A 20,239-nucleotide genomic window follows, 5' to 3' on the forward strand; every position below is an offset into this window, starting at 1 on the left:
CGCGGTACATTGAAGGAAGATAAAGGAGGTAATAGCGTAATGAGTCAACACCATATAGCTGTAAAACTGAATGAGCGCAATAAGGAAATCACTACAGGCATATTGTCCAGCAATAAAGGAAGCAATCCGAAAGGGGAAAGCTTCGGTTTTACGAATTTTTACATGACGCGTAATGGTGAGCCGTTTATTCCTGTTGTTGGCGAGTTTCATTTTTCCAGGTTTTCTTATTTGTACTGGGAGGAAGAGCTGCTCAAGATGAAGGCAGGCGGTGTGCACGTAATCGCTACCTATATATTTTGGAATTACCATGAGGAGAAGGAAGGGCGCTTTAACTGGAATGGCGACCGCAATCTCCGCCATTTTATTGATCTATGCGCGAAGCTGGAGCTGCCTCTCGTGCTCAGAATAGGCCCTTTCTGCCACGGAGAGGTGCGTAATGGCGGCATTCCGGATTGGGTGTTCGACAAGCCGCTCGTCATTCGCTCGAATGATGAGCTGTATTTGAAATACGCAGCGCGCCTGTACCGCGAAATTGCAAGGCAGATGAAAGGCTCGCTGTTTCAAGATGGCGGTCCGGTCATTGCGATTCAGCTTGAAAATGAATTTATGCACTGCGGCGCTCCGCTTGACTCATGGGGCTACCAAAACGGAATATTCATGTCTTCGGGCACGGGCGGCAATGCGCATTTGGATAAGCTCAAAGTAATTGCGGCTGAAGTGGGCATTCGCCCGCTATTTTTTACGGCAACGGCATGGGGAGGAGCGGCAGTGCCGGAGACGGATACGCTCCCAATGCTTGCAGGTTATGCGTATACGCCATGGATTCCAAATCAGCCGCCAAGCGCGAATATATTTTCCGCGATCTTCATGTGACACCGATGGAGAAGGTCAATTATCCTTCAGCACACTATCCAGTTGCATATTGCGAGATGGCAGGAGGCATGCAGGTCAGCTATACGGCAAGGCCGCATGTGAGCCCGGATAGTGTGGAAGCGATGACGCTTGTGAAGCTGGCTAGCGGCAGCAACCTTCTTGGCTATTATATGTACCATGGCGGCTCAAATCCGCGCGGGGAAAATGGTTTTCTCAATGAATACGGTTTGCCGAAAATTACATACGATTACCAGTCTCCGCTAGGCGAGTTTGGCCGAATTGGCGAATCGTATGACCGTATCCGCACACTCAGCTTGTTCATGGAAGCTTACGGCGCAATTTTGGCACCGATGGGAACGGTACTGCCGGAAGGGCAGGCGGAGCTGCATCCTGAAAATACGGAGGCGCTGCGTTATTGCCTGCGGCAGAAGGATGGCTCGGGCTTTCTGTTCCTGAACAATTTCCAGGATCATGTGGACATGCCTGACCGGGAAGATGTAAGTGTGACGCTGGATGCGTCCAAAGGGCAAGCGAGATTTCCGCATACGGGCAGCTTGCGATTGAAGCAAGGAATTAGCGCGGTGCTGCCGTTCCACTTGGAAGCGGCAGGCATTCGCATCGTGTCCGCTACGGTTCAGCCATTGACAAAGCTTACGGATATAGAGGAGCCGCTGCTTGTCTTTTATGCGCATGAGGGCCTGAGCCCAGAGCTTGTTATATCCGAGGATATGGTCGCGAACGTAACTAGCGATGGTGGCGGTATAGTGGAGCAGCAGAACGGGGTTTATATTGTACGTCCGGCAGTCGGCAAGCAGCATGCTGCTGAAGTGAAGCGCAAAGATGGAAACGTCGTCCGTATACTCGTCCTATCTAGAGAAGAGGCGTTGGGCACGTATCGCCTCCGCTTGTGGGGAGAGGAACGTCTGTTAATCAGTGACAGCCACCTCTATGTGTCGGGCGAGCAGCTCATTTGCACCTCGCCAGGCAGGGCGGAATGGCAAGTTGCCGTGTATCCGGCAGCCGCAGCGGATATTAAAGCAAGCCAAGGCAGCCTTTCTCCAGCAACTGGGGGCTTGCTCCAGACCTATACGGTGAAGGTAGCGGCCTATGAACCGCAGCTTCTTGTCAGCACGACGTCAAATCGTCATGCAGCTGTGCAAATCGATGCTGCTTGGCCAGAGCAGGTAGCTGATTTATTTCTTCATATTAAATATGATGGCGATGTAGCCGCTGCTTATTTGAAAAATGAGCTGCTGACGGACCATATCCATTACGGCCAAGCGTGGCCGATCGGGCTGAAGGGCTTCCAAAATGAACTGCGGGATAATGAGCTTCAACTCGCCATTACTCCCATTCGAAAAGGTACGACGCATACGTTTGTGAATCAGGCGTTCGTGGAGCGTTTTGAAGGCGTGGAAATCGCAGCGTTTCATGAGATTAAGGCCGTGCCGCATTATGTGACGGCTTTGTCTCAAGTATTCGAATAAGCCCGAATAAGCCGCTAATAGAGATGACAAGCAGGCACGCCAGTGCCCGGCACGCAGCAAGCGCCGGGAAACAGGCGTGTTTGCTGTCGTTTTTGTGCGATTTTTGACGGGAAAGGTACTAATTTATATATGACTTTGTCTGCAATATTGAGGGTACAACAAAGGAAGAGGTCTGGCTTATGATGAATATATAAGATTGGTGACGGGTTTGAGCCACGGCGCTGCAAGAGCGACGCATCATAAAAACTAAAGGAGTGACCATCGCAGTGATAACACAGCAACAGCAGCATATTCAGCCATGGAAGCTATGGTACAAGCAGCCAGCGAGCCGTTGGGAAGAAGCGCTGCCGATCGGCAATGGCCGATTGGGCGGCATGGTATTTGGAGATGCACGCAAGGAGAGGGTGCAGCTTAACGAGGATACGTTATGGTCTGGATTTCCACGCGATACGAACAATTATGAAGCATTGCGGTATTTGAAAAAATCGCGCGAGCTTATTTTCGCTGGACAATACGGCGAGGCGGAGACGCTTGTACAGGATAAAATGCTAGGCATGAACACGGAGGCTTACCAGCCGCTGGGCGATCTTTATATCGAGCATCGCCAGCTAGGGAGCGAGAGTGAGGCGGCCGATTATCGCCGCGAGCTTGACCTCGATACCGGAATTGCTTCGTCTGCCTATATAGTGGATGGCCGAGAATATCGCCGTGAATTATTTATAAGCGCTGTTCATCAGGTTATGTGCATTCGCTATGAGGCGCTGGATGGCGGGGAGATTTCCCTTGCGGCTGAGCTGCAATCGCCGCATCCGGTGCAGCTGGAGGAGGGAAGCGGCGGCGAGCTCGTGCTGCGCGGAACGTGCCCGTCTCATATTGCAGACAACTATCGTCAGGATCATCCGAAGTCGGTGCTTTACGAGCAAGGCCGAGGTGTTTCCTTCGAGGCAAGGCTGCAAGTGCTCGGTGCAGGCTCGGCCCACATCGTCAATGGAGCAGATGGCACCAGCAGCTCGCTTGCTGTCAGCGGGCGCGGAGCGGTTACACTGCTGCTTGCGGCTGCGTCCAATTTTGCCGGCTATCAGGTAATGCCGGTTAATGATTCCGCAGCATTGGCCCTTAAAAACGAGCAGCCGCTTGCGATTGCGGCGGGACTCGGCTATGAGGAGCTGCGCAGCCAGCATATTGCCGAGCATCAGCGGCTTTTCCGCCGGGTAGCTATCGATCTCGGCACTAGCCCGAATGCGCTGCTTGCAACAGATGAGCGGCTTGCCGGTTATAAGCGGGGAGAGGCTGATCCGCAGCTGGAGGCTTTATATTTTCAATATGGCCGGTATTTACTTATGCAAAGCTCAAGGCCCGGCACGCAGCCAGCCAACTTGCAGGGCATATGGAATGATCGGGTACAGCCGCCATGGAACAGCAACTATACGACGAACATCAATACGCAAATGAATTATTGGCATGCAGAAATTTGCGGGCTGGGCGAATGCCATGAGCCGCTTATTGATATGATTGGCGAGCTTAGCGAGACAGGCAGCCGAACAGCATCTATTCATTATAATGCGCGCGGTTGGGTCGCCCACCATAATGTGGATTTATGGCGGGCTTCAACCCCTTCGGGCGGGCATCCGAGCTGGGCCTTTTGGCCGTTCGGCGGCATTTGGCTTTGCCTGCATCTATGGGAGCATTATGCGTTTAATCCGGATCTGGCCTATTTGCGTGAACGCGCATATCCAGTTATGAAGCAAGCTGCACTGTTCTGTCTGGACTGGCTGCAGGAGACAGAGGATGGCGTACTCGTTACGGTTCCAGCAACTTCACCGGAAAATATGTACAAGCTGCCTGATGGCAGCGGCGGCACAAGCAGCGTATCTCTGGCAACGACTATGGATATTTCGCTTATTAAAGAGCTATTCACGCTTTGCCTGCAAGCAGCCGATTTGCTAGGCGAGGATGAAGCGCTGCGCAGCGAGTGGCAGGACGCGCTTGCGAAGCTGCCGCCATTCCAAATTGGCTCGGATGGCAGGCTGATGGAATGGTATGAGGAGTTTGAGGATCATGAGCCGGGGCATCGCCATGTATCGCATTTAATTAGCTTGTACCCTGGTTTTCTGATTAATGCGAAGAAGGAGCCTGAGCTGCTGGAGGCTGGACGAGAATCGCTGAGGCAGCGGATTGCGAGCGGCGGCGGCCATACGGGCTGGAGCTGCGCATGGCTGATTAACTTGTATGCAAGGCTGGGCGAGCCGGAGCAGGCGCATCATTTTATCGAGACGCTGCTTTCGCGCTCGACGCATCCAAATTTGTTCGACGATCATCCACCGTTCCAAATTGATGGGAATTTCGGCGGGACAGCGGGCATCGCTGAACTGCTGCTCCAAAGCCATACGCAGGAGCTTGCGCTGCTTCCTGCACTGCCAAAAGCATGGCCGAACGGTTCTGTACAGGGGCTGCGGGCGCGCGGAGGCTTCATCATTGATATCGAATGGAAAGATGGACGTCTTGCATCTGCCCGCATCGAATCGTTGGCAGGCTCGCCATGCATTTTACGCAGCGGCGATCTGGAGCTGGCGGTGCAAACGGAAGGCGCGCTTATGGCGAAGCAGGGCGAGCTATTTGAAACATCGGCTGGCGCTGTGTATACGGTTGTGCCGAAGGAATCGCTGTAAACTGACAAGCTGAAATAAAACGCTAGATCGATTAAATCATACACCTATATATAGAAGATATAGCATAAGGGAGAAGTGGAAAAACCATGACAGAACAGCAGTATCCATTTTTAGACGGCGAGCATTGATCCGCGCAATATGAAGGAATATTACCAGCGTGCTTTTCAGCCCGCGTTCGTCAAGGGCGGCGCGCAATCGATGATGACGTCGTACAATTCGGTAAACGGCATCCCGACGATTTTGCACGAGGATGTGAACAAGGTTGTTAAGGGCGAATGGGGCATGGATGGGTTTATCGTCAGCGATGCTGGCGATTTGCTCGGCCTGGTCAAGGATCATCATTATTACGACACGTACAAGGAAGCGGTCGCCCATTCGATTAAAGCGGGAATCGACAGCATTACCGACGATAAGGAAATTAGCTGCGGAGCGATCCGTGAAGCATTGTCCGAAGGCTTGCTTGCGGAAGCGGATCTCGACAAGGCGCTGACCAATACGTTCCGCGTGCGTTTCCGTCTCGGCGAATTTGATGCGGATAATCCGTATGCGAATGTGCCGGAGTCCGTCTTATGTGCTCCTGCCCACGGCGACCTGTCGCTGCAGGCGGCCCGCGAGTCGATCGTTTTGCTCAAAAATGAAAAGGCTGCGCTTCCGCTCAGCAGCAGCAAGGTGGGAAGTGTAGCGGTCATTGGGCCGCTTGGCGACGTCGTGTATCGCGATTGGTACTCCGGTACATTCCCTTATACCGTTACTCCGTTCGCTGCAATCCAGCAGAAGATGGCTGGCAAAAAGGTTACGTTTACGAGCGGCAGCAATCAGGTTGTGTTGAGATCTGCCGCAGATGGAGCGCCGATATCGCTTGGTGACAACGATGTACTGCAAGTTGCCGCTGGCAGCGCTGCGGAGACGTTTGAGGTGTGCGATTGGGGCTGGAATAGTTTGACGCTGCAAAGTAAATCGACAGGCAAATTCGCGACGAGCGCGGATGATGTCCACATTGCGGCAGCAGCGGACGAGGCATATGGCTGGCATGTGAAGGAAGTGCTGCGCCTCGATGAGAAGGCGGATGGAACGACGGGCATCCGTACATGGGATGGCAAGCCGGTCGTGCTGAAAGAGCAGGATGGCAAGCAGCTGCTGACTGTAGCTGAGGAAGAGGATACGCCAGGAACAGCTGGAAATAATGCGGTCAGCGCAGCTAACAGCGGAAGCGGGGACAAAGGTGCCTTTAAGCTGGACGTTGCCGTTGACGGAATTGCCGCAGCAGTAGCGGCAGCCCGCGAAGCAGAAACGGCGATTGTATTCGTCGGCAACAATCCGCTTATTAACGGCAAGGAAGAAACCGACCGTCCGGGCTATACGCTTGCCGCAGCGCAAGAGCAGCTGCTCAAGGAAGTATACGCGGTTAATCCGAACGTAATCGCCGTCGTTATCGGCAGCTATCCGTTTGAGCTTAATTGGGCGCAGGAGCATCTTCCAGCGGTTGTGTATTTGGCGCATGCTGGCCAGGAGCTTGGCAATGCGGTCGCTGATGTGCTGTTCGGCGATTTCGCGCCGGCAGGCAAGCTGAATATGACCTGGTACAGCCAAATTGAGCAGCAGCTTACCGATATTTTGGATTATGATATTATCAAAGGAAAACGGACCTATTTGTATTTTGAGGATACGCCGTTATATCCATTCGGCCACGGGCTTACGTATGCCCCATTCTCCTTCGACAGCCTGCAAATTGCCCCGGCTGAAGCGGGCGAGGGCTGGATCGCAAGCGTTCGAGTGACGAATGCGGGCATTGTGGAGGCAGGAGAAGTCGTGCAGCTGTATGCCCACGCGATTACCTCGCGTGTTAAACGTCCGGTGAAGCAGCTGGTTGGCTTCGAGCGTGTATACTTGCAGCCGCAGGAAAGCGTTACGGTTCAGATCGCCATTAGCGCGGCTGAGCTTTCCATGTGGGATGTTACCCGTGACCGCTTCTGTCTGGAGACAGGCGTTTACAGCCTGATGGCAGGCAGCTCGTCAAGCGACATCCGCTTGACGGCTGAGCTTACCATAGAAGGCGAGAGCATTCCGCCAAGAACGCTGACGCATCTGACACGCGCGGAAAACTATGATGATTATTCCGGTGTGCTGCTTGATGAGAGCAAAGAAAGCGGCACTTGCGTGCGGCTGGCTGATGCATCGCTTGCTGGCTGGTTGCGCCTTGCTGATGTGCAATGGAGCGATGCTCCAGCAGCATTCGAGGCGCGGGTTAGCGGCGGCGCAGCGGGCGGCACGCTGACAGTGCGCTTTGGTGCGGCTGATGCCGAGCAAGCAGCCGTCTTGACGGTGCCGGCTGGCGGCGAGCAGCAGTGGCAGACCGTTTCGGCATCGCTTGCAGCGGGCATTTCCCCGCAAGCGGATGTTTATATTTCGCTGAGCGGCAGCGTGCGGGTGAGCAGCTTTATTTTTTCCTAAAAGCATATCAAGGATCGTTAGGCCGCAGGCTCTTTATGAACTTGCGGTCTTTTTTCCAGTAGCGGCAAGCAGGGTGTACATCTGGGTTGCTGCATTTTATAATAGAAGCGGGGATTCCGAGAACGCTTTCTTACATTTTCATCGCGAATTTACGCTAGAAATATAAGGTTTAACAGATAGATGCTGGTTACCCGCTTATATTTCATCGCGAAACGAGCCTTTGCCATCAAAGCTGGCAAAGCCGTTTACGCTTGAAATATAAGGTATATCAGATAGATGCTGGTTACCCGCTTATATTTCATCGCGAAACGAGTTTTTGCCATCAAAGCTGGCAAAGCCGTTTACGCTTGACAAGAAGGGGCATTTGCCGAGTGAAGAAACAACCCTTAATCGTCAGAAAAATGAACGATGTTCGCATTAAGCATAAGCTGATGATTTCATTTTTGCTCGTCGTCTGCATTCCGGTGCTGCTTGTCGGCATTATTTTAACAGCGGCCTTTCGCCAAAATGTGCTGAATCAGGCGACGCAGCAGACGCTGAACAATGTAGAGAAGATCAAGAAGCAAACGGATGACATCATTCGCATGCCTATTACGATTTCGGATAAAATGCTGTTTGACAACGCGCTGCGAAGCACGGTGAACACCAATTATGAATCTACGTATGAGGCTGTAAGCGCATTGTGGGAATTTCGGGCGTTTAAAGACTATATGCAGCTGTATTCGGAAATCAATAATATCCGCTTTTATACGACAAACCAAACGATTCTCGATAACTGGGAATTCATCAAAACAAGCAAAGCCACTGAAGAGGCGTCATGGTACCAAAGTGCGATGGGGGAGGACGGCATCCACTGGATGTACATGAAGGATGAGACGAAGAAAAATAACAATTATCTCAGCCTCGTGCGAAAAATACCGTTTCCTACCTATCGCACAAGCGGCGTGCTGGTCATTGGCATTAATCAAGGGAAGCTAAATGCGCTGCTTAGCCAAGAGCCTTTCGATACGATGATATTTGATGATTCCGGCTATATTGTGGCGGCCAGCAACCCGAAGCAGGTGGGGCTGAATTTAACCAATCTCGATTTTTCCAGCCAATTGTCTGGGAAAGGGCCGGGCACATTTGAAATTTTGTATGAAGGCAAGCGCTCGCGGCTTGTCATGGAGGAGCTCACTCCACAATCGAGCCGCAATGGTCTGCGCATCGTATCGGTCTTTTCGATCGACAGTATCGTCAGCGAAGCGAATCGCATTAGTATTTTGGGGCTGACGATTATGGGCATTAGTTTGGCAATTGCCTTTTTGCTCATTTATTTTTTCTCGGGACTGCTCGCGACGCGCATGCTGCTGCTGAATAAAAACCTCAACAAGGTAGCAATGGGTGACTTGACGACGGTGGCTACAGTGGACGGCAATGATGAGATTGGGCTGCTCTCGCGGCAGTTCAACAATATGGTGGTCAGCATTCGCGGGCTGATGGACGAGGTTTCCGAGTCGCAGCGACAGCAGGATCAGCTGGAGCTGCGGCAGAAGGATATTAAGCTTAAAATGATGGCGAGCCAAATTAATCCGCATTTTTTGTTTAATGCGCTGGAATCCATTCGCATGAAAGCTCATGTTAATGGCGAGACGGAAATTTCATCGATTGTCCATATGCTGGGCAAGCTGATTCGCCGCAATTTGGAAATTGGCGCTGGTAAAATAAGGCTCAAGGATGAGTTGGAAATTGTTCGCTGCTATTTGGAAATTCAGAAGTTCCGCTACGGCAATGACCGCCTTACCTTTAATTTGGAGTTGGACCCGAATGCACAGTCATTGGAAATCCCGCCACTGATTATTCAGCCGTTGATCGAAAATGCGGTCATTCATGGTCTGGAAAACATCGATGAAGGCGGCTGCGTGACCGTGACGACGCTGCTTCAGGATCGGGTGCTGCATGTGCAAGTATCGGATAATGGCATTGGCATTGGCGAAGCTAGAATGGATGAAATTATGCTGGCACTGGGGGATATGGACGATGAGCAGGAATATCGCATTGGACTGCGCAATGTTCATCAGCGACTGGTGCTGCTCTATGGACAAGCTTCCGGATTAGAGATTAAGAGCGGCGGGGAAGACGGCGGAACGACCATTACGTTTCAAATTCCGCAAGCGCAAGGAGGGCAAGAAGATGCATAAGCTGCTTATCGTTGATGATGAGCCGATGATTCGCGCAGGGCTGCGCTCGATTATTGATTGGGAAAGCCTTGGATTTGTTTGGGTAGGGGAAGCAGCTAGCGGCCCAGAGGCACTTATTAAGCACGGCCAGCTATCGCCCGATTTAATTTTAATGGATATACGCATGCCGAGGATGGATGGTTTGCAGGTGATTGAGGAAATTCGCAAAATCGACAGCTCCTGCCATTTTCTTGTTTTGAGCGGGCATGCTGATTTCAGCTATGCTCAGCGGGCGATTCAGTTCGGCATTGATGCATATATTTTAAAGCCGGTTGATGACGACGAGCTGTATGAAAACGTTGTGCGTATCGCGGGAATTCTGGACAAGCGTTCCGAGCAGGCGGCAAGTCTTGGCCACCGGGAGACGCTGCGCCGGGAGGAACTGCTGCAGCTCGCTGTATCGGGAGATGCGGCCAGCTATCCGGAAATATGGAAGGAGCTGGAGCAGCTTACTGGCGATTCGGCCAAGAGCTTCCAGCTGCTGCTCATCGAGTGGTCAAGAACAGAGGAGCATACGTCGGCTGCAAGCATTGCGGCGAGGCGCAGATTGACAAGTGTGGTACAGAGCAACCGGGCGGGCTGGACGTTTAGCTCAGGCGCATATACCGCTGTGCTGCTGAAAGATTACGTCGTGCAGGAAGGCACGGGCGAGCTGCTGCGGCAATGGGTTCAGCAGGCGGCGCAGGAGCAGCGTTATATCGCTGTCGTTGGCGATGCGGTGCCTGCGCTTGTACAGCTGCCGAGCAGCTATGAAGCCGTGCTTGCGGCGATTAAGCACAGCTTCCGGCTGTCAAGCGGCGAGCTTCATCTCGTTAGTGGAGAAGAGCAGGCCGTGCACGCAGAGGCGGATGAGGAGCAGCTCCAATTACGGCTTCAGGAGCTGGCCCAGAAGCTGTATTATATGCTTGACATCGGCAGCCAGGATGGCGTACGGCTGATGCTGCAGGAAGCAGGGGAGCTGGCGAGTACGAGCCGGCTTTCCGAGCAGCGCATTAAAACCAGCTTTGCGCAAATGCTGACGATTGTGCTCAACAAGCTGACGGCGGTTCATGTACAACTGGCGATTCAGGACGAGCTGCGAATTGTAACGGATTTATACAAGCAGACGAACTATGACGAGATGATGGCTCTGCTGGAGGACCGCCTGTCGCAGCTCGCGTTCCGTCTCGGAAATTCCAGCAATGTGTCGGTCATTAAGCAAATTACCGGTTTTATTGAGCGCCATTATGCGGAAAATTTAAAGCTGGAAACACTGGCAGAGCTGTTTAATTACAATAGCGGCTATTTGGGCAAAATGTTCAAAAATTTCACCGGCGAGCATTTCAACACCTATCTCGATCAGGTGCGGCTGCGCCATGCGGTGGAGCTGCTTCAGCAAGGGCTCAAGGTGCATCAAGTATCCGAGCTGGTCGGCTATGCGAACGTCGATTATTTTCACGCTAAATTTAAAAAATATAAAGGGCTGTCGCCTTCCTCGTTCAAAGGCATGGTAAAATCAGATGCCGAGCGGCAGGAGTCCTAGGCGTAAAGCGAAAGGGGAACACGGATTGAAAGTCATCGATTTGACGCATACCATTTTTGAACATACGCCCGTTTATCCCGGCACGCCGCAGCCAACGCTTGAAACGCTGAGCACGTATGAGAAGGACGGCTTTAGAGAAACGCTGCTAACGCTTGCGTCTCATACCGGCACCCATATGGATGCACCTGCCCATATATTTGCGAGTGGATCGACGCTGGAGCATATTCCTGCACAGCAGTTTGTCGGGACGGCGCTTGTCATTTCATGCGACGATTTACAGGCTGGCGAGCAGATTGCGATGCGTTATATTGAAAGGGCTCGTCCGCTGGCCGATTCGGTTGATTTTCTGCTTTTTTATACAGGCTGGTCGAAGCATTGGGGAACGGATGCGTATTTTGGCGAATATCCCTATATGACGGAGGAAGTAGCCGACTATTTAATAAACAGCGGTAAAAAAGGGGTAGGCCTCGACGTTATTGGCGTTGACCCGATCTCGGATGCGGATTTGACTATCCATAAAAAAATCTTGTCACAGTCACAAATGGTTATCGTCGAAAATTTAATTCAATTGGATCAAATAGGCGGCGGCGTATTTACCTTTTGCGCTTTACCAATCAAGTTTCGGAATGCCGATGGAGCGCCGGTACGTGCGATTGCCATCGTGGAGTCATAACGAAGCGGGTATATAAACTTCCAATTACATGATTTGTTTTCCAAAAATGCCCTCGGCTTGTTTTCAAGCCGAGGGCGTTTTTTTACGAAATCCGTCATTTTTAGCTAACGATCCAGCGGAAATACCTTATTTTTTGCATAAAAATCATATCAAAATCACATAAAAAGCAGCCTGTACGTATTTTTATATGATTTTAGGTGGAATTTGTCGGGTGCCGAGCCGAAAACGCTATCGGTTATGATGAGAACATAATAAAGAGAGAAATTCACGGATATGTTGTGCGAAAGTGAAGTTTTTAGGAGGAGCAGAGATGAAATCGTTACCAACCGTAGAACGTCCGCTTAATGTGAACAAAAGCAAAGCCAATCGTTTCTGGGACCGGATGAAGCAGCAGAAATACTTGTATTTTATGTCCATCCCGTTCGTCATCTGGGTTTTCGTATTCAGCTATGTACCGCTTTGGGGCTGGCTGATGGCGTTCCAGAACTATAAACCGGCCAAAGGGTTTTTTGAGCAAAAATGGGTCGGCTTCGACAACTTCATTCAGTTGTTTGGAGATGAACGCTTTTATCTCGTCCTGCGCAATACGCTGGGCATGAGTATTATGGGACTGATCGTCTCCTTTACCGTTCCCGTTATTTTTGCCCTATTGCTCAATGAAATTAGGGGCCAATTTTTCAAACGCTCCATTCAGACGATTTCCTATTTGCCACACTTTGTTTCATGGGTTGTTGTCGCAGGCCTTGTAAGCAAAATGCTTTCTACAGACGGCGGCGGCATCAACGATTTGCTGATGTGGCTGAATATCACCGACGAGCCGATTCAATTTATGGCGAAAGGCAGCTGGTTCTGGGGCATTGTAACGATGTCCGATATGTGGAAAGAAACGGGCTGGAACTCGATTATATTCCTAGCGGCTATGGCGGGCATTGATCCCGAGCAATACGAAGCGGCGACCGTGGACGGAGCAGGAAGATTCCGCAAAATGTGGAATATTACGTTACCCGGCATTCGCACCACTTTTATGGTATTGTTTATTTTGTCCATCGGTCATTTGATAAGCATAGGCTTTGAAAAGCAATTCCTCCTCGGCAACCCGCTCGTTGTCGATTATTCCGAGGTACTCGATTTATATGCGCTGAAGTATGGTATCCAAATGAGCCGCTTCTCTTACGGTACGGCGATCGGCATATTCAACTCCGTCGTCAGCATTATACTCGTGTTTAGCGCCAACGCCATCTACAAACGCATTACGAAAGAATCGGTTATTTAGGAGGAAGCAATCATGCAGGGAACGATTAGAGCCAAGTCAGAAATCATTACAGACGTCATCATTTACATTGTGATGGGGCTTGCTGGATTAATAACGATTTATCCATTTTTGAACGTACTCGCGATTTCATTCAATGAATCGATGGATACGGTGAAAGGCGGCATTACGGTGCTGCCTAGAGAATTTACTTTGCAAAACTATATTACGATTTTTCAGTATAAAACATTGCTGACCGGTTTCCAAAACTCGGTGCTGCGTACTATTATCGGTACAGTCGTCGGGGTGCTGTCGGCTTCGATGATGGCGTTTGTGCTTAGCCGCCGCGAATTTCAGGCGCGCAAGCTGTTTTCGCCGCTTTTCGCCATGACGATGTATTTCTCCGGCGGTATGATTCCGATCTACATGCTGATTAAAAATCTTGGTTTGATGAGCAGCTTCTGGGTATACATTATTCCGCTTATTCTGAGCGTTTGGAACATCTTCGTCGTCCGCTCCTACATTGACGGGTTGCCTTACGCCCTTCAAGAGTCAGCGAAAATCGATGGCGCAAATGACTTTACAATTTTCTGGCGGGTTATTCTGCCGCTTTGCCAGCCTGTTCTGGCAACAATCGCGCTGTTCATCGCGGTACAGCACTGGAATTCATGGTTTGATACGTATTTGTACAACCAGCAGGCTGCCCAGTTTACAACGCTGCAATATGAGCTGATGAAGGTGCTGCAATCGACGCAATCCGGGTCGAATTACCGGGACGCGAGCGTACAGCAAAACTTGGCTGCGGTATCGCCAGAATCCATTCGGATGGCCATTACAATGGTCGTTACACTGCCTATTCTAGTCGTCTATCCTTTCCTGCAAAAATATTTTGTCAAAGGGATGACGCTTGGCTCCGTCAAGAGCTAGTGGACGAGCCTCAAGCTTCCATATGGTAATAGCAGGTTTCCTGTTATATACAAGTTTATCGCTTCATAATTTAATACCGATTAAAAGGGAGGCAACACCAAGATGAAGAAAAAGAAAACCGCTCTAATGGGCTTGCTGCTTGCAACAGCTTTGACTTTCACAGCATGCGGCTCAGGCAACAATAGCGAAGCAGGTACAGGCAATACGGGCAATGCAGAGGAAGGGAATTCCACAGAGCCTATTACGGTAAGGCTGGTATCAGGCGACCTTAACCCGGATTGGGATAACATGCAAAGCGACATCGGTAAATTCCTGCAAGAAAAAACAGGCATTACGATGCAGCAGGAGTTCCCGGTTGGCGGATCAGATACTGACATGTTCGCTCTGATGGCAGCAAGCGGAGAGTATCCGGATATGGTTATGGCGAAGGGCAGTGTAAAAAGCCTGGTTGACGCTGGCGCGCTTCTCGACCTGACGGATCTGATTGAACAACACGCCCCTAATATTAAAAAAGTATACGGCGAATATTTGAACCGTCTTCGTTACAGCAAAGATGATCCAGCTATTTATGAGCTTCCGTCTTCCGGTGTAGGCCAAACTTATTTTGATGCCGAAGGCGGCTTCGAAATTCAGCATCAGGCGCTTGAGGCGCTGGGCTACCCTGAAATCAAAACCGTTAAAGATTACGAAAATGCAATTAAATCGTATATTGAGCAAAATCCAACGACTGAAGATGGACAAAAAAGAATCGGCTTGTCGCTTAACGGCGGCGAATGGCAAATTCTGATTTCCGTAACAAACCCTGCATTCTATGCAACAGGCTTGCCGGATAATGGCGAGTTCGCTATCGACGAGAAAACATTCGAAACGAAGCTCCACTACCAACGTGAGGAAGAAAGAGAATATTTCCGCTGGTTGAACCATATGAACGATATCGGCCTTCTGGACAAAGAAAGCTTCGTTCAAAAATATGACCAATACAAAGCTAAAATCGCAACAGGCCGCGTAGTCGGCATTATCGACCAGAAGTGGGACTACGTTCAAGCGGAAAACTCGCTGAAAGCAGAAGGCAAATTTGGTGCAACGTATGCTCGCTTCCCTATAACGCTGGATGAAAGCTACCAAGACCATTCGTACCAAGGTACAGGCTATATGGCAGGCCACGGTATTGCGATTACGAAATCGGCCAAAGATCCTGTCCGTCTGATCAAGTTCCTGGATTACCTGGCTTCTGAAGAAGGTCAAATTCTCGTAAACTGGGGAATTGAAGGCAAGCATTACGATGTTGTGGACGGCAAACGCGTATTCAAACAAGAAATTCAAGATCTCAAAACAAACGATGGCAACAAATTCAAGAAAACGACAGGTATTGAAAATTACATGATATCGGCTCGTTACGGCGATGGCGTTAAAGATTCCACAGGCAACTACTTTACGACGAAATTCCCTGAGCAGTTCAAAGCAGAATATTCGGAAGCGGACAAAAAGACGCTTGCCGCATACAAAGTGGAAATGTATAAAGAATTCTGGCCCGCAGACGATGCTTTCCCTGAGCGTCCTTACGGCGCAGCATGGAACTTGAATTTTGAAACAGGCTCGGAAGCGGATGTCATTTTCCAAAAAACACAAGATATTATGAAGAAACGTGTTCCAGAAGCGATTTTGGCGAAGCCAGAAAACTTCGACAAAGTATGGGATGACTTCATGGCGGATCTGGACAAAGCGGGCGCTGCCAAGCTGAATGAACAGTTCACGCAAATGGTTAAAGACCGCGTTGAGTTCTGGTCGCAAAAGTAAGGGGATGCTATGGAGGGGAGGACTCTTAAATGAGTTCTCTCCTTCATTTCTGTCAATAGGCATGCTATGGTAATAAAAGACTGGTCAAAATGGAGAGGAGCTGTTTTACATTGATTAATGAAAAATTGCCGAAAATTTGGTACGGTGGCGACTATAATCCGGAGCAGTGGGATGAGTCTGTTATGGAAGAGGATATTCGGATGTTTAAGCTGGCGGGCATTGATGTAGCAACCGTCAACGTATTTTCGTGGGCGCGCATTCAGCCAGATGAGAATACCTATGATCTCGAATGGCTGGACCGCATCATTGATCGTCTGTACAAGGACGGTATTTACGTCTGTCTCGCGACGAGCACAGGTGCACATCCGGCATGGCTGGCGAAAAAGCACCCCGATGTGCTGCGTGTCGATTACGACGGACGCAAGCGCAAATTCGGCGGACGCCATAATTCCTGTCCGAACAGCCCGGCTTACCGCAAGCTGTCCGAGCGTCTGGCTGGCACGATTGCTGAGCGCTACAAGGATCACCTGGCGGTACTCGTATGGCATGTATCGAATGAGTACGGCGGCTATTGCTACTGTGACAACTGCGAGGCGGCATTCCGCGTTTGGCTGGAGCAGCGTTATGGAACGCTTGAGAAGCTGAACAAGGCGTGGAATACTGCGTTTTGGGGCCATACTTTTTACGATTGGGATGAGATCGTTGCTCCTAACGCCCTCAGTGAAGAGTGGGGACATAACCGCACGAACTTCCAGGGCATTTCCATCGATTACCGCCGCTTCCAGTCGTCAAGCCTGCTGGACTGCTACAAGCTGGAATATGAAGCGATTAAGCAGCATTCGCCTAACCTGCAAGTGACAACGAATTTAATGGGTACGTATTCCGAGCTGGACTATTTCGAATGGGCAAAATATATGGATGTCGTCTCATGGGACAACTATCCTTCGATGGATACGCCGTTCAGCCTGACGGCGATGACGCATGATCTGATGCGCGGCCTCAAAAGCGGCCAGCCGTTCATGCTGATGGAGCAAACGCCAAGCCAGCAAAACTGGCAGCCGTACAACTCGCTTAAGCGTCCAGGGGTTATGAAGCTGTGGAGCTATCAGGCGGTGGCGCGCGGCGCGGATACGGTGCTGTTCTTCCAGCTGCGCCGCTCAGTCGGTGCTTGTGAAAAATACCATGGCGCTGTCATTGAGCATGTCGGCCATGAGAATACACGCGTATTCCGCGAAAGCGCCGAGCTGGGCGCTGAGCTGCAGCAGCTGTCTGGGCGCATCCTCGATTCGCGCGTTGATTCCAAGGTAGCGATCGTCTACGATTGGGAAAATCGCTGGGCGGTTGAGCTGTCGAGCGGTCCGACCGTTGCGCTTAAATACCTCGATGAGGTTCATAAGTATTATGACGCCTTATTCCAAATGAACGTTCAGACGGATATGATCAGCGTGGAGGAGCAGCTCGATCGTTACGATCTCGTCATCGCTCCTGTGCTGTATATGGTGAAGCCTGGCTTTGCGGAGAAGGTTGAAGCTTTCGTTGCGCGCGGCGGCACTTTCGTCACAACGTTCTTCAGCGGAATCGTCAATGAAAATGACATCGTGACGCTTGGCGGATATCCGGGCAAGCTGCGCAAGGTGCTGGGCATTTGGGCGGAGGAAATCGATGCCCTGCTGCCGGGCCAGCAAAATGACATTGTACTCAATAAACCGCTTGGCGCGCTTGATAGCGGGACATACTCCGGCAGTATTTTGTGCGATCTGATTCATACGGAAGGCGCTGAAGTGGTTGCCGAATATGGCTCTGACTTCTATAAAGGCATGCCTGCTGTAACGGTTAATTCGTTCGGCGAAGGCAAAGCCTGGTACGTGGCGACCAGCCCGGACAAAACCTTCCTGCAAGGCCTCATGGCCCATTTATGTGAGGCTGCAGGCATTCAACCGCTGCTTGCGACTCCAGACGGCGTTGAAGTATCGCAGCGAGCCATTAACGGCAGCACCTTTACGTTCATTTTGAATCACAATGCGGAAGCGGTACAGCTTTCGGAGCTGCCTAACACCTTCACGAAAGAGCTGCTGAGCGGGGAAGCTGTAAACGGATCGCTGGCGATCGCAGCGAAAGGCGTAGCGATTTTGGAAAGCTAGGCTATATAAGTGGAACGAAAGAAAGCAATGGGGCGGGGGAGAAATGGAGAGAAAGGTTGGAACTGGAGAGAGCGATAGCGTCCGCCTTTGTTTTCGGATTTCACCCTCAACGAGGAATAGAATCAAGAAATCAGAAAACAACAGCGGCCGGAAGTCCAACCTTTCTCGTAGTGACGACCATCGCCCTCATGCGAATCAATCGTTCAACTTATATAGAAAGCCAATGAAGCTAGCATAGCTAAGAAAGCATGATTTTACTGGCGGAGCTGCAAAGCTGATTTGAAGGCAGCAAACAGAACAGCCGCGGACAAGCTCCGCATTTGCCCCTGCCCGCATATGCTGAACGTATAGAAGCATAGTTAAAGGGAGGGCCCCCTATGAGGAAAGCAAATGCATTAAGCAGCCGCAAGCAGTTGGAGCTGATTTTGCTCGTGCTGGCGCTGTATTTGCTGCTCGTTCTGCTGTTAATTTCGCTATTATTTTAAGCCAGACGTCCTGGCTACCTGACGGGCTAGTTATGAAAGAGCATTCGACTGTTTTGGCTGCGGCTAAAGCGGGCGGATGCTCTTTTTTAAAAAAGGAAGGCAGATTTGAAATCTGTGCTTGTAATATGCGCATACATAATAGCCCCTCTGATGGCAAATAATGAACAAGAATGGATGCGCCCGCGCATCACCTGTTTAGCATTTTGCAGCAGCGTATAACTGAAAGGAGGGGCAATAGATGACAGAAAGCAGTGCAGACAAGGAAAAATACAAAAAGATGGCGATGTCTTCCAAGGAGTATCAGAATTTTGCGAAAACGCGGGAGCCTTCCCGCTCCATAGGTGCGAACTGTCTGAGAGCCTTCATTATTGGAGGTGCAATTTGTGTGCTTGGACAAGTGATTCAGGAGCTGTTCATGCATCTGCTTCATATGAAAGCGGAGGATGCAAGCAATCCAACAGTTGCCGTGCTGATTATTATTTCCGTCATTTTGACGAGCATCGGCGTGTATGACAAAATCGCTCAGTGGGCGGGAGCTGGAACGGCTGTTCCCGTCACGGGCTTTGCCAATTCGATGTGTTCGGCGGCGCTGGAGCATCGTGCGGAAGGGCTTGTCCTAGGCGTAGGCGCCAATATGTTCAAGCTGGCGGGCTCGGTTGTCGTTTTCGGCGTCGTAGCCGCCTTCTTTGTCGGTATCGTCCATCTCATTCTCGGCACAGGAGGGCAATAATATGCTGCGCGGCAAACAGACCTGGTGGTTTGAGAAGCGCCCCGTCATTATTGGCGCGGCAACGGTAGTAGGGCCGGACGAAGGTGACGGCCCGCTGGCCGAGGATTTTGACCTTGTGCATCCCGAGCTGGATATGCAGCAGAAAAGCTGGGAGAAGGCCGAGCGGCTGCTGCTGGAGCAGGCTGCGGACTTTGCGCTCCAGAATGCCCGAATTGACAAGGAAATGGTGCAGTTTTTTGTCGGCGGCGATTTAATGAACCAAATTATAAGCAGCAGCTTTGCAGCGCGGTCGCTGGGCTTGCCGTATCTTGGCGTCTTCGGCGCCTGCTCGACCTCAATGGAGTCGCTGTCGATTGCCGCTATGCTCGTAAACTCCGGCTCTGCCGATTACGTGCTGGCGGGCACGTGCAGCCATAACTGCACGGCGGAGAAGCAGTTCAGATACCCGACAGAATACGGCTCGCAGAAGCCGCCGACGGCGCAGTATACCGTTACTGGCGCTGGAGCTGGTCTCGTTGCAGCTTCGGGAGACGGACCGACTATCGAGTGTGCCACGATCGGCAAAATCGTCGATCTCGGCATCACTGATCCATTTAATATGGGCGCTGCGATGGCACCTGCGGCCGTCGATACGATTCAAGCGCATTTTAACGATACAGGCCGCTCCCCAAGCGATTATGACTTAATCGTAACAGGTGACCTTGCTGGTGTTGGGCATCCGCTCGCCAATGAGCTGCTGCTGCAAAATGGCGTGCCGATGAATGACACGGTATTTGGCGATTGCGGCTTAATGGTATACGATGTGAACCGCCAGAAGGTGCAGGCGGGCGGCAGCGGGTGCGGGTGCTCGGCAGTTGTCACCTACGGCCATTTGCTTAAACGGCTCGCAAGGGGCGAACTGAAACGGATATTGGTCGTTGCGACGGGAGCGCTGCTGTCGCCGCTGTCATTCCAGCAAGGCGAGAGCATTCCCGGCATTGCGCATGCTGTCGCTATTTGCGGAAAGGAAGGGTAAG

The 20,239-nt window shown here is 51.1% G+C and carries 13 protein-coding genes; all 13 read left to right on the forward strand.

Annotated elements, in window-relative coordinates; genetic code table 11:
* Window positions 1-39 precede the first annotated feature (39 nt).
* On the forward strand, window positions 40-873 hold the full coding sequence (locus WH37_RS37225; RefSeq protein WP_331458021.1) for a beta-galactosidase: 834 nt from the start codon (window positions 40-42) through the stop codon (window positions 871-873).
* Window positions 819-2,360 carry a beta-galactosidase gene (locus WH37_RS05840; RefSeq protein ID WP_331458022.1) on the forward strand — a complete coding sequence of 514 codons (1,542 nt, stop codon included), beginning with the start codon at window positions 819-821 and terminating at the stop codon, window positions 2,358-2,360. Before WH37_RS37225 ends, WH37_RS05840 begins: the two co-directional genes overlap by 55 nt.
* A 266-nt stretch (window positions 2,361-2,626) precedes the next feature.
* Window positions 2,627-5,029 (forward strand): glycoside hydrolase family 95 protein, encoded by a 2,403-nt coding sequence (locus WH37_RS05845; protein WP_231594137.1) that lies wholly within the window; start codon window positions 2,627-2,629, stop codon window positions 5,027-5,029.
* Between the two features lie 123 nt (window positions 5,030-5,152).
* Complete coding sequence (locus WH37_RS05850) at window positions 5,153-7,480, forward strand: glycoside hydrolase family 3 C-terminal domain-containing protein (RefSeq protein WP_331458023.1); 2,328 nt, start codon at window positions 5,153-5,155, stop codon at window positions 7,478-7,480.
* A 371-nt stretch (window positions 7,481-7,851) separates the two neighbouring features.
* Complete coding sequence (locus tag WH37_RS05855; RefSeq protein WP_231594138.1) at window positions 7,852-9,660, forward strand: sensor histidine kinase; 1,809 nt, start codon at window positions 7,852-7,854, stop codon at window positions 9,658-9,660.
* The gene (locus WH37_RS05860) at window positions 9,653-11,221 is read left to right on the forward strand and encodes a response regulator transcription factor (protein ID WP_046229643.1); all 1,569 of its coding nucleotides are present in this window, start codon (window positions 9,653-9,655) and stop codon (window positions 11,219-11,221) included. The genes WH37_RS05855 and WH37_RS05860 overlap by 8 nt, the downstream gene beginning before the upstream one ends.
* Window positions 11,222-11,246: 25 nt before the next feature.
* Window positions 11,247-11,894, forward strand: a complete 648-nt coding sequence (locus WH37_RS05865) for a cyclase family protein (protein WP_046229644.1) — start codon at window positions 11,247-11,249, stop codon at window positions 11,892-11,894.
* A 310-nt stretch (window positions 11,895-12,204) separates the two neighbouring features.
* Window positions 12,205-13,167 carry an ABC transporter permease gene (locus WH37_RS05870; protein WP_046229645.1) on the forward strand — a complete coding sequence of 321 codons (963 nt, stop codon included), beginning with the start codon at window positions 12,205-12,207 and terminating at the stop codon, window positions 13,165-13,167.
* A gap of 12 nt (window positions 13,168-13,179) precedes the next feature.
* Window positions 13,180-14,070 (forward strand): carbohydrate ABC transporter permease, encoded by an 891-nt coding sequence (locus WH37_RS05875; protein ID WP_046229646.1) that lies wholly within the window; start codon window positions 13,180-13,182, stop codon window positions 14,068-14,070.
* Between the two features lie 102 nt (window positions 14,071-14,172).
* Entirely contained in the window at window positions 14,173-15,867 is a 1,695-nt protein-coding gene (locus tag WH37_RS05880) for an ABC transporter substrate-binding protein (RefSeq protein ID WP_046229647.1), read from the forward strand.
* A gap of 110 nt (window positions 15,868-15,977) precedes the next feature.
* Window positions 15,978-18,008: a beta-galactosidase gene (locus WH37_RS05885; protein WP_046229648.1), complete on the forward strand. Its 2,031-nt coding sequence runs from the start codon at window positions 15,978-15,980 to the stop codon at window positions 18,006-18,008.
* A 723-nt stretch (window positions 18,009-18,731) separates the two neighbouring features.
* A complete protein-coding gene (gene spoVAC / locus WH37_RS05890; protein WP_046229649.1) occupies window positions 18,732-19,223 on the forward strand; it encodes a stage V sporulation protein AC in 492 nt (163 codons plus the stop codon).
* 1 nt (window position 19,224) lies between these two features.
* Window positions 19,225-20,238, forward strand: coding sequence for a stage V sporulation protein AD (gene spoVAD, locus WH37_RS05895; RefSeq protein WP_046229650.1), 1,014 nt, complete (start codon window positions 19,225-19,227; stop codon window positions 20,236-20,238).
* The last annotated feature ends 1 nt before the right edge of the window (window position 20,239 follow it).

The organism is Paenibacillus algorifonticola (genome assembly GCF_000971975.1).
Lineage (GTDB): Bacteria > Bacillota > Bacilli > Paenibacillales > Paenibacillaceae > Pristimantibacillus > Pristimantibacillus algorifonticola.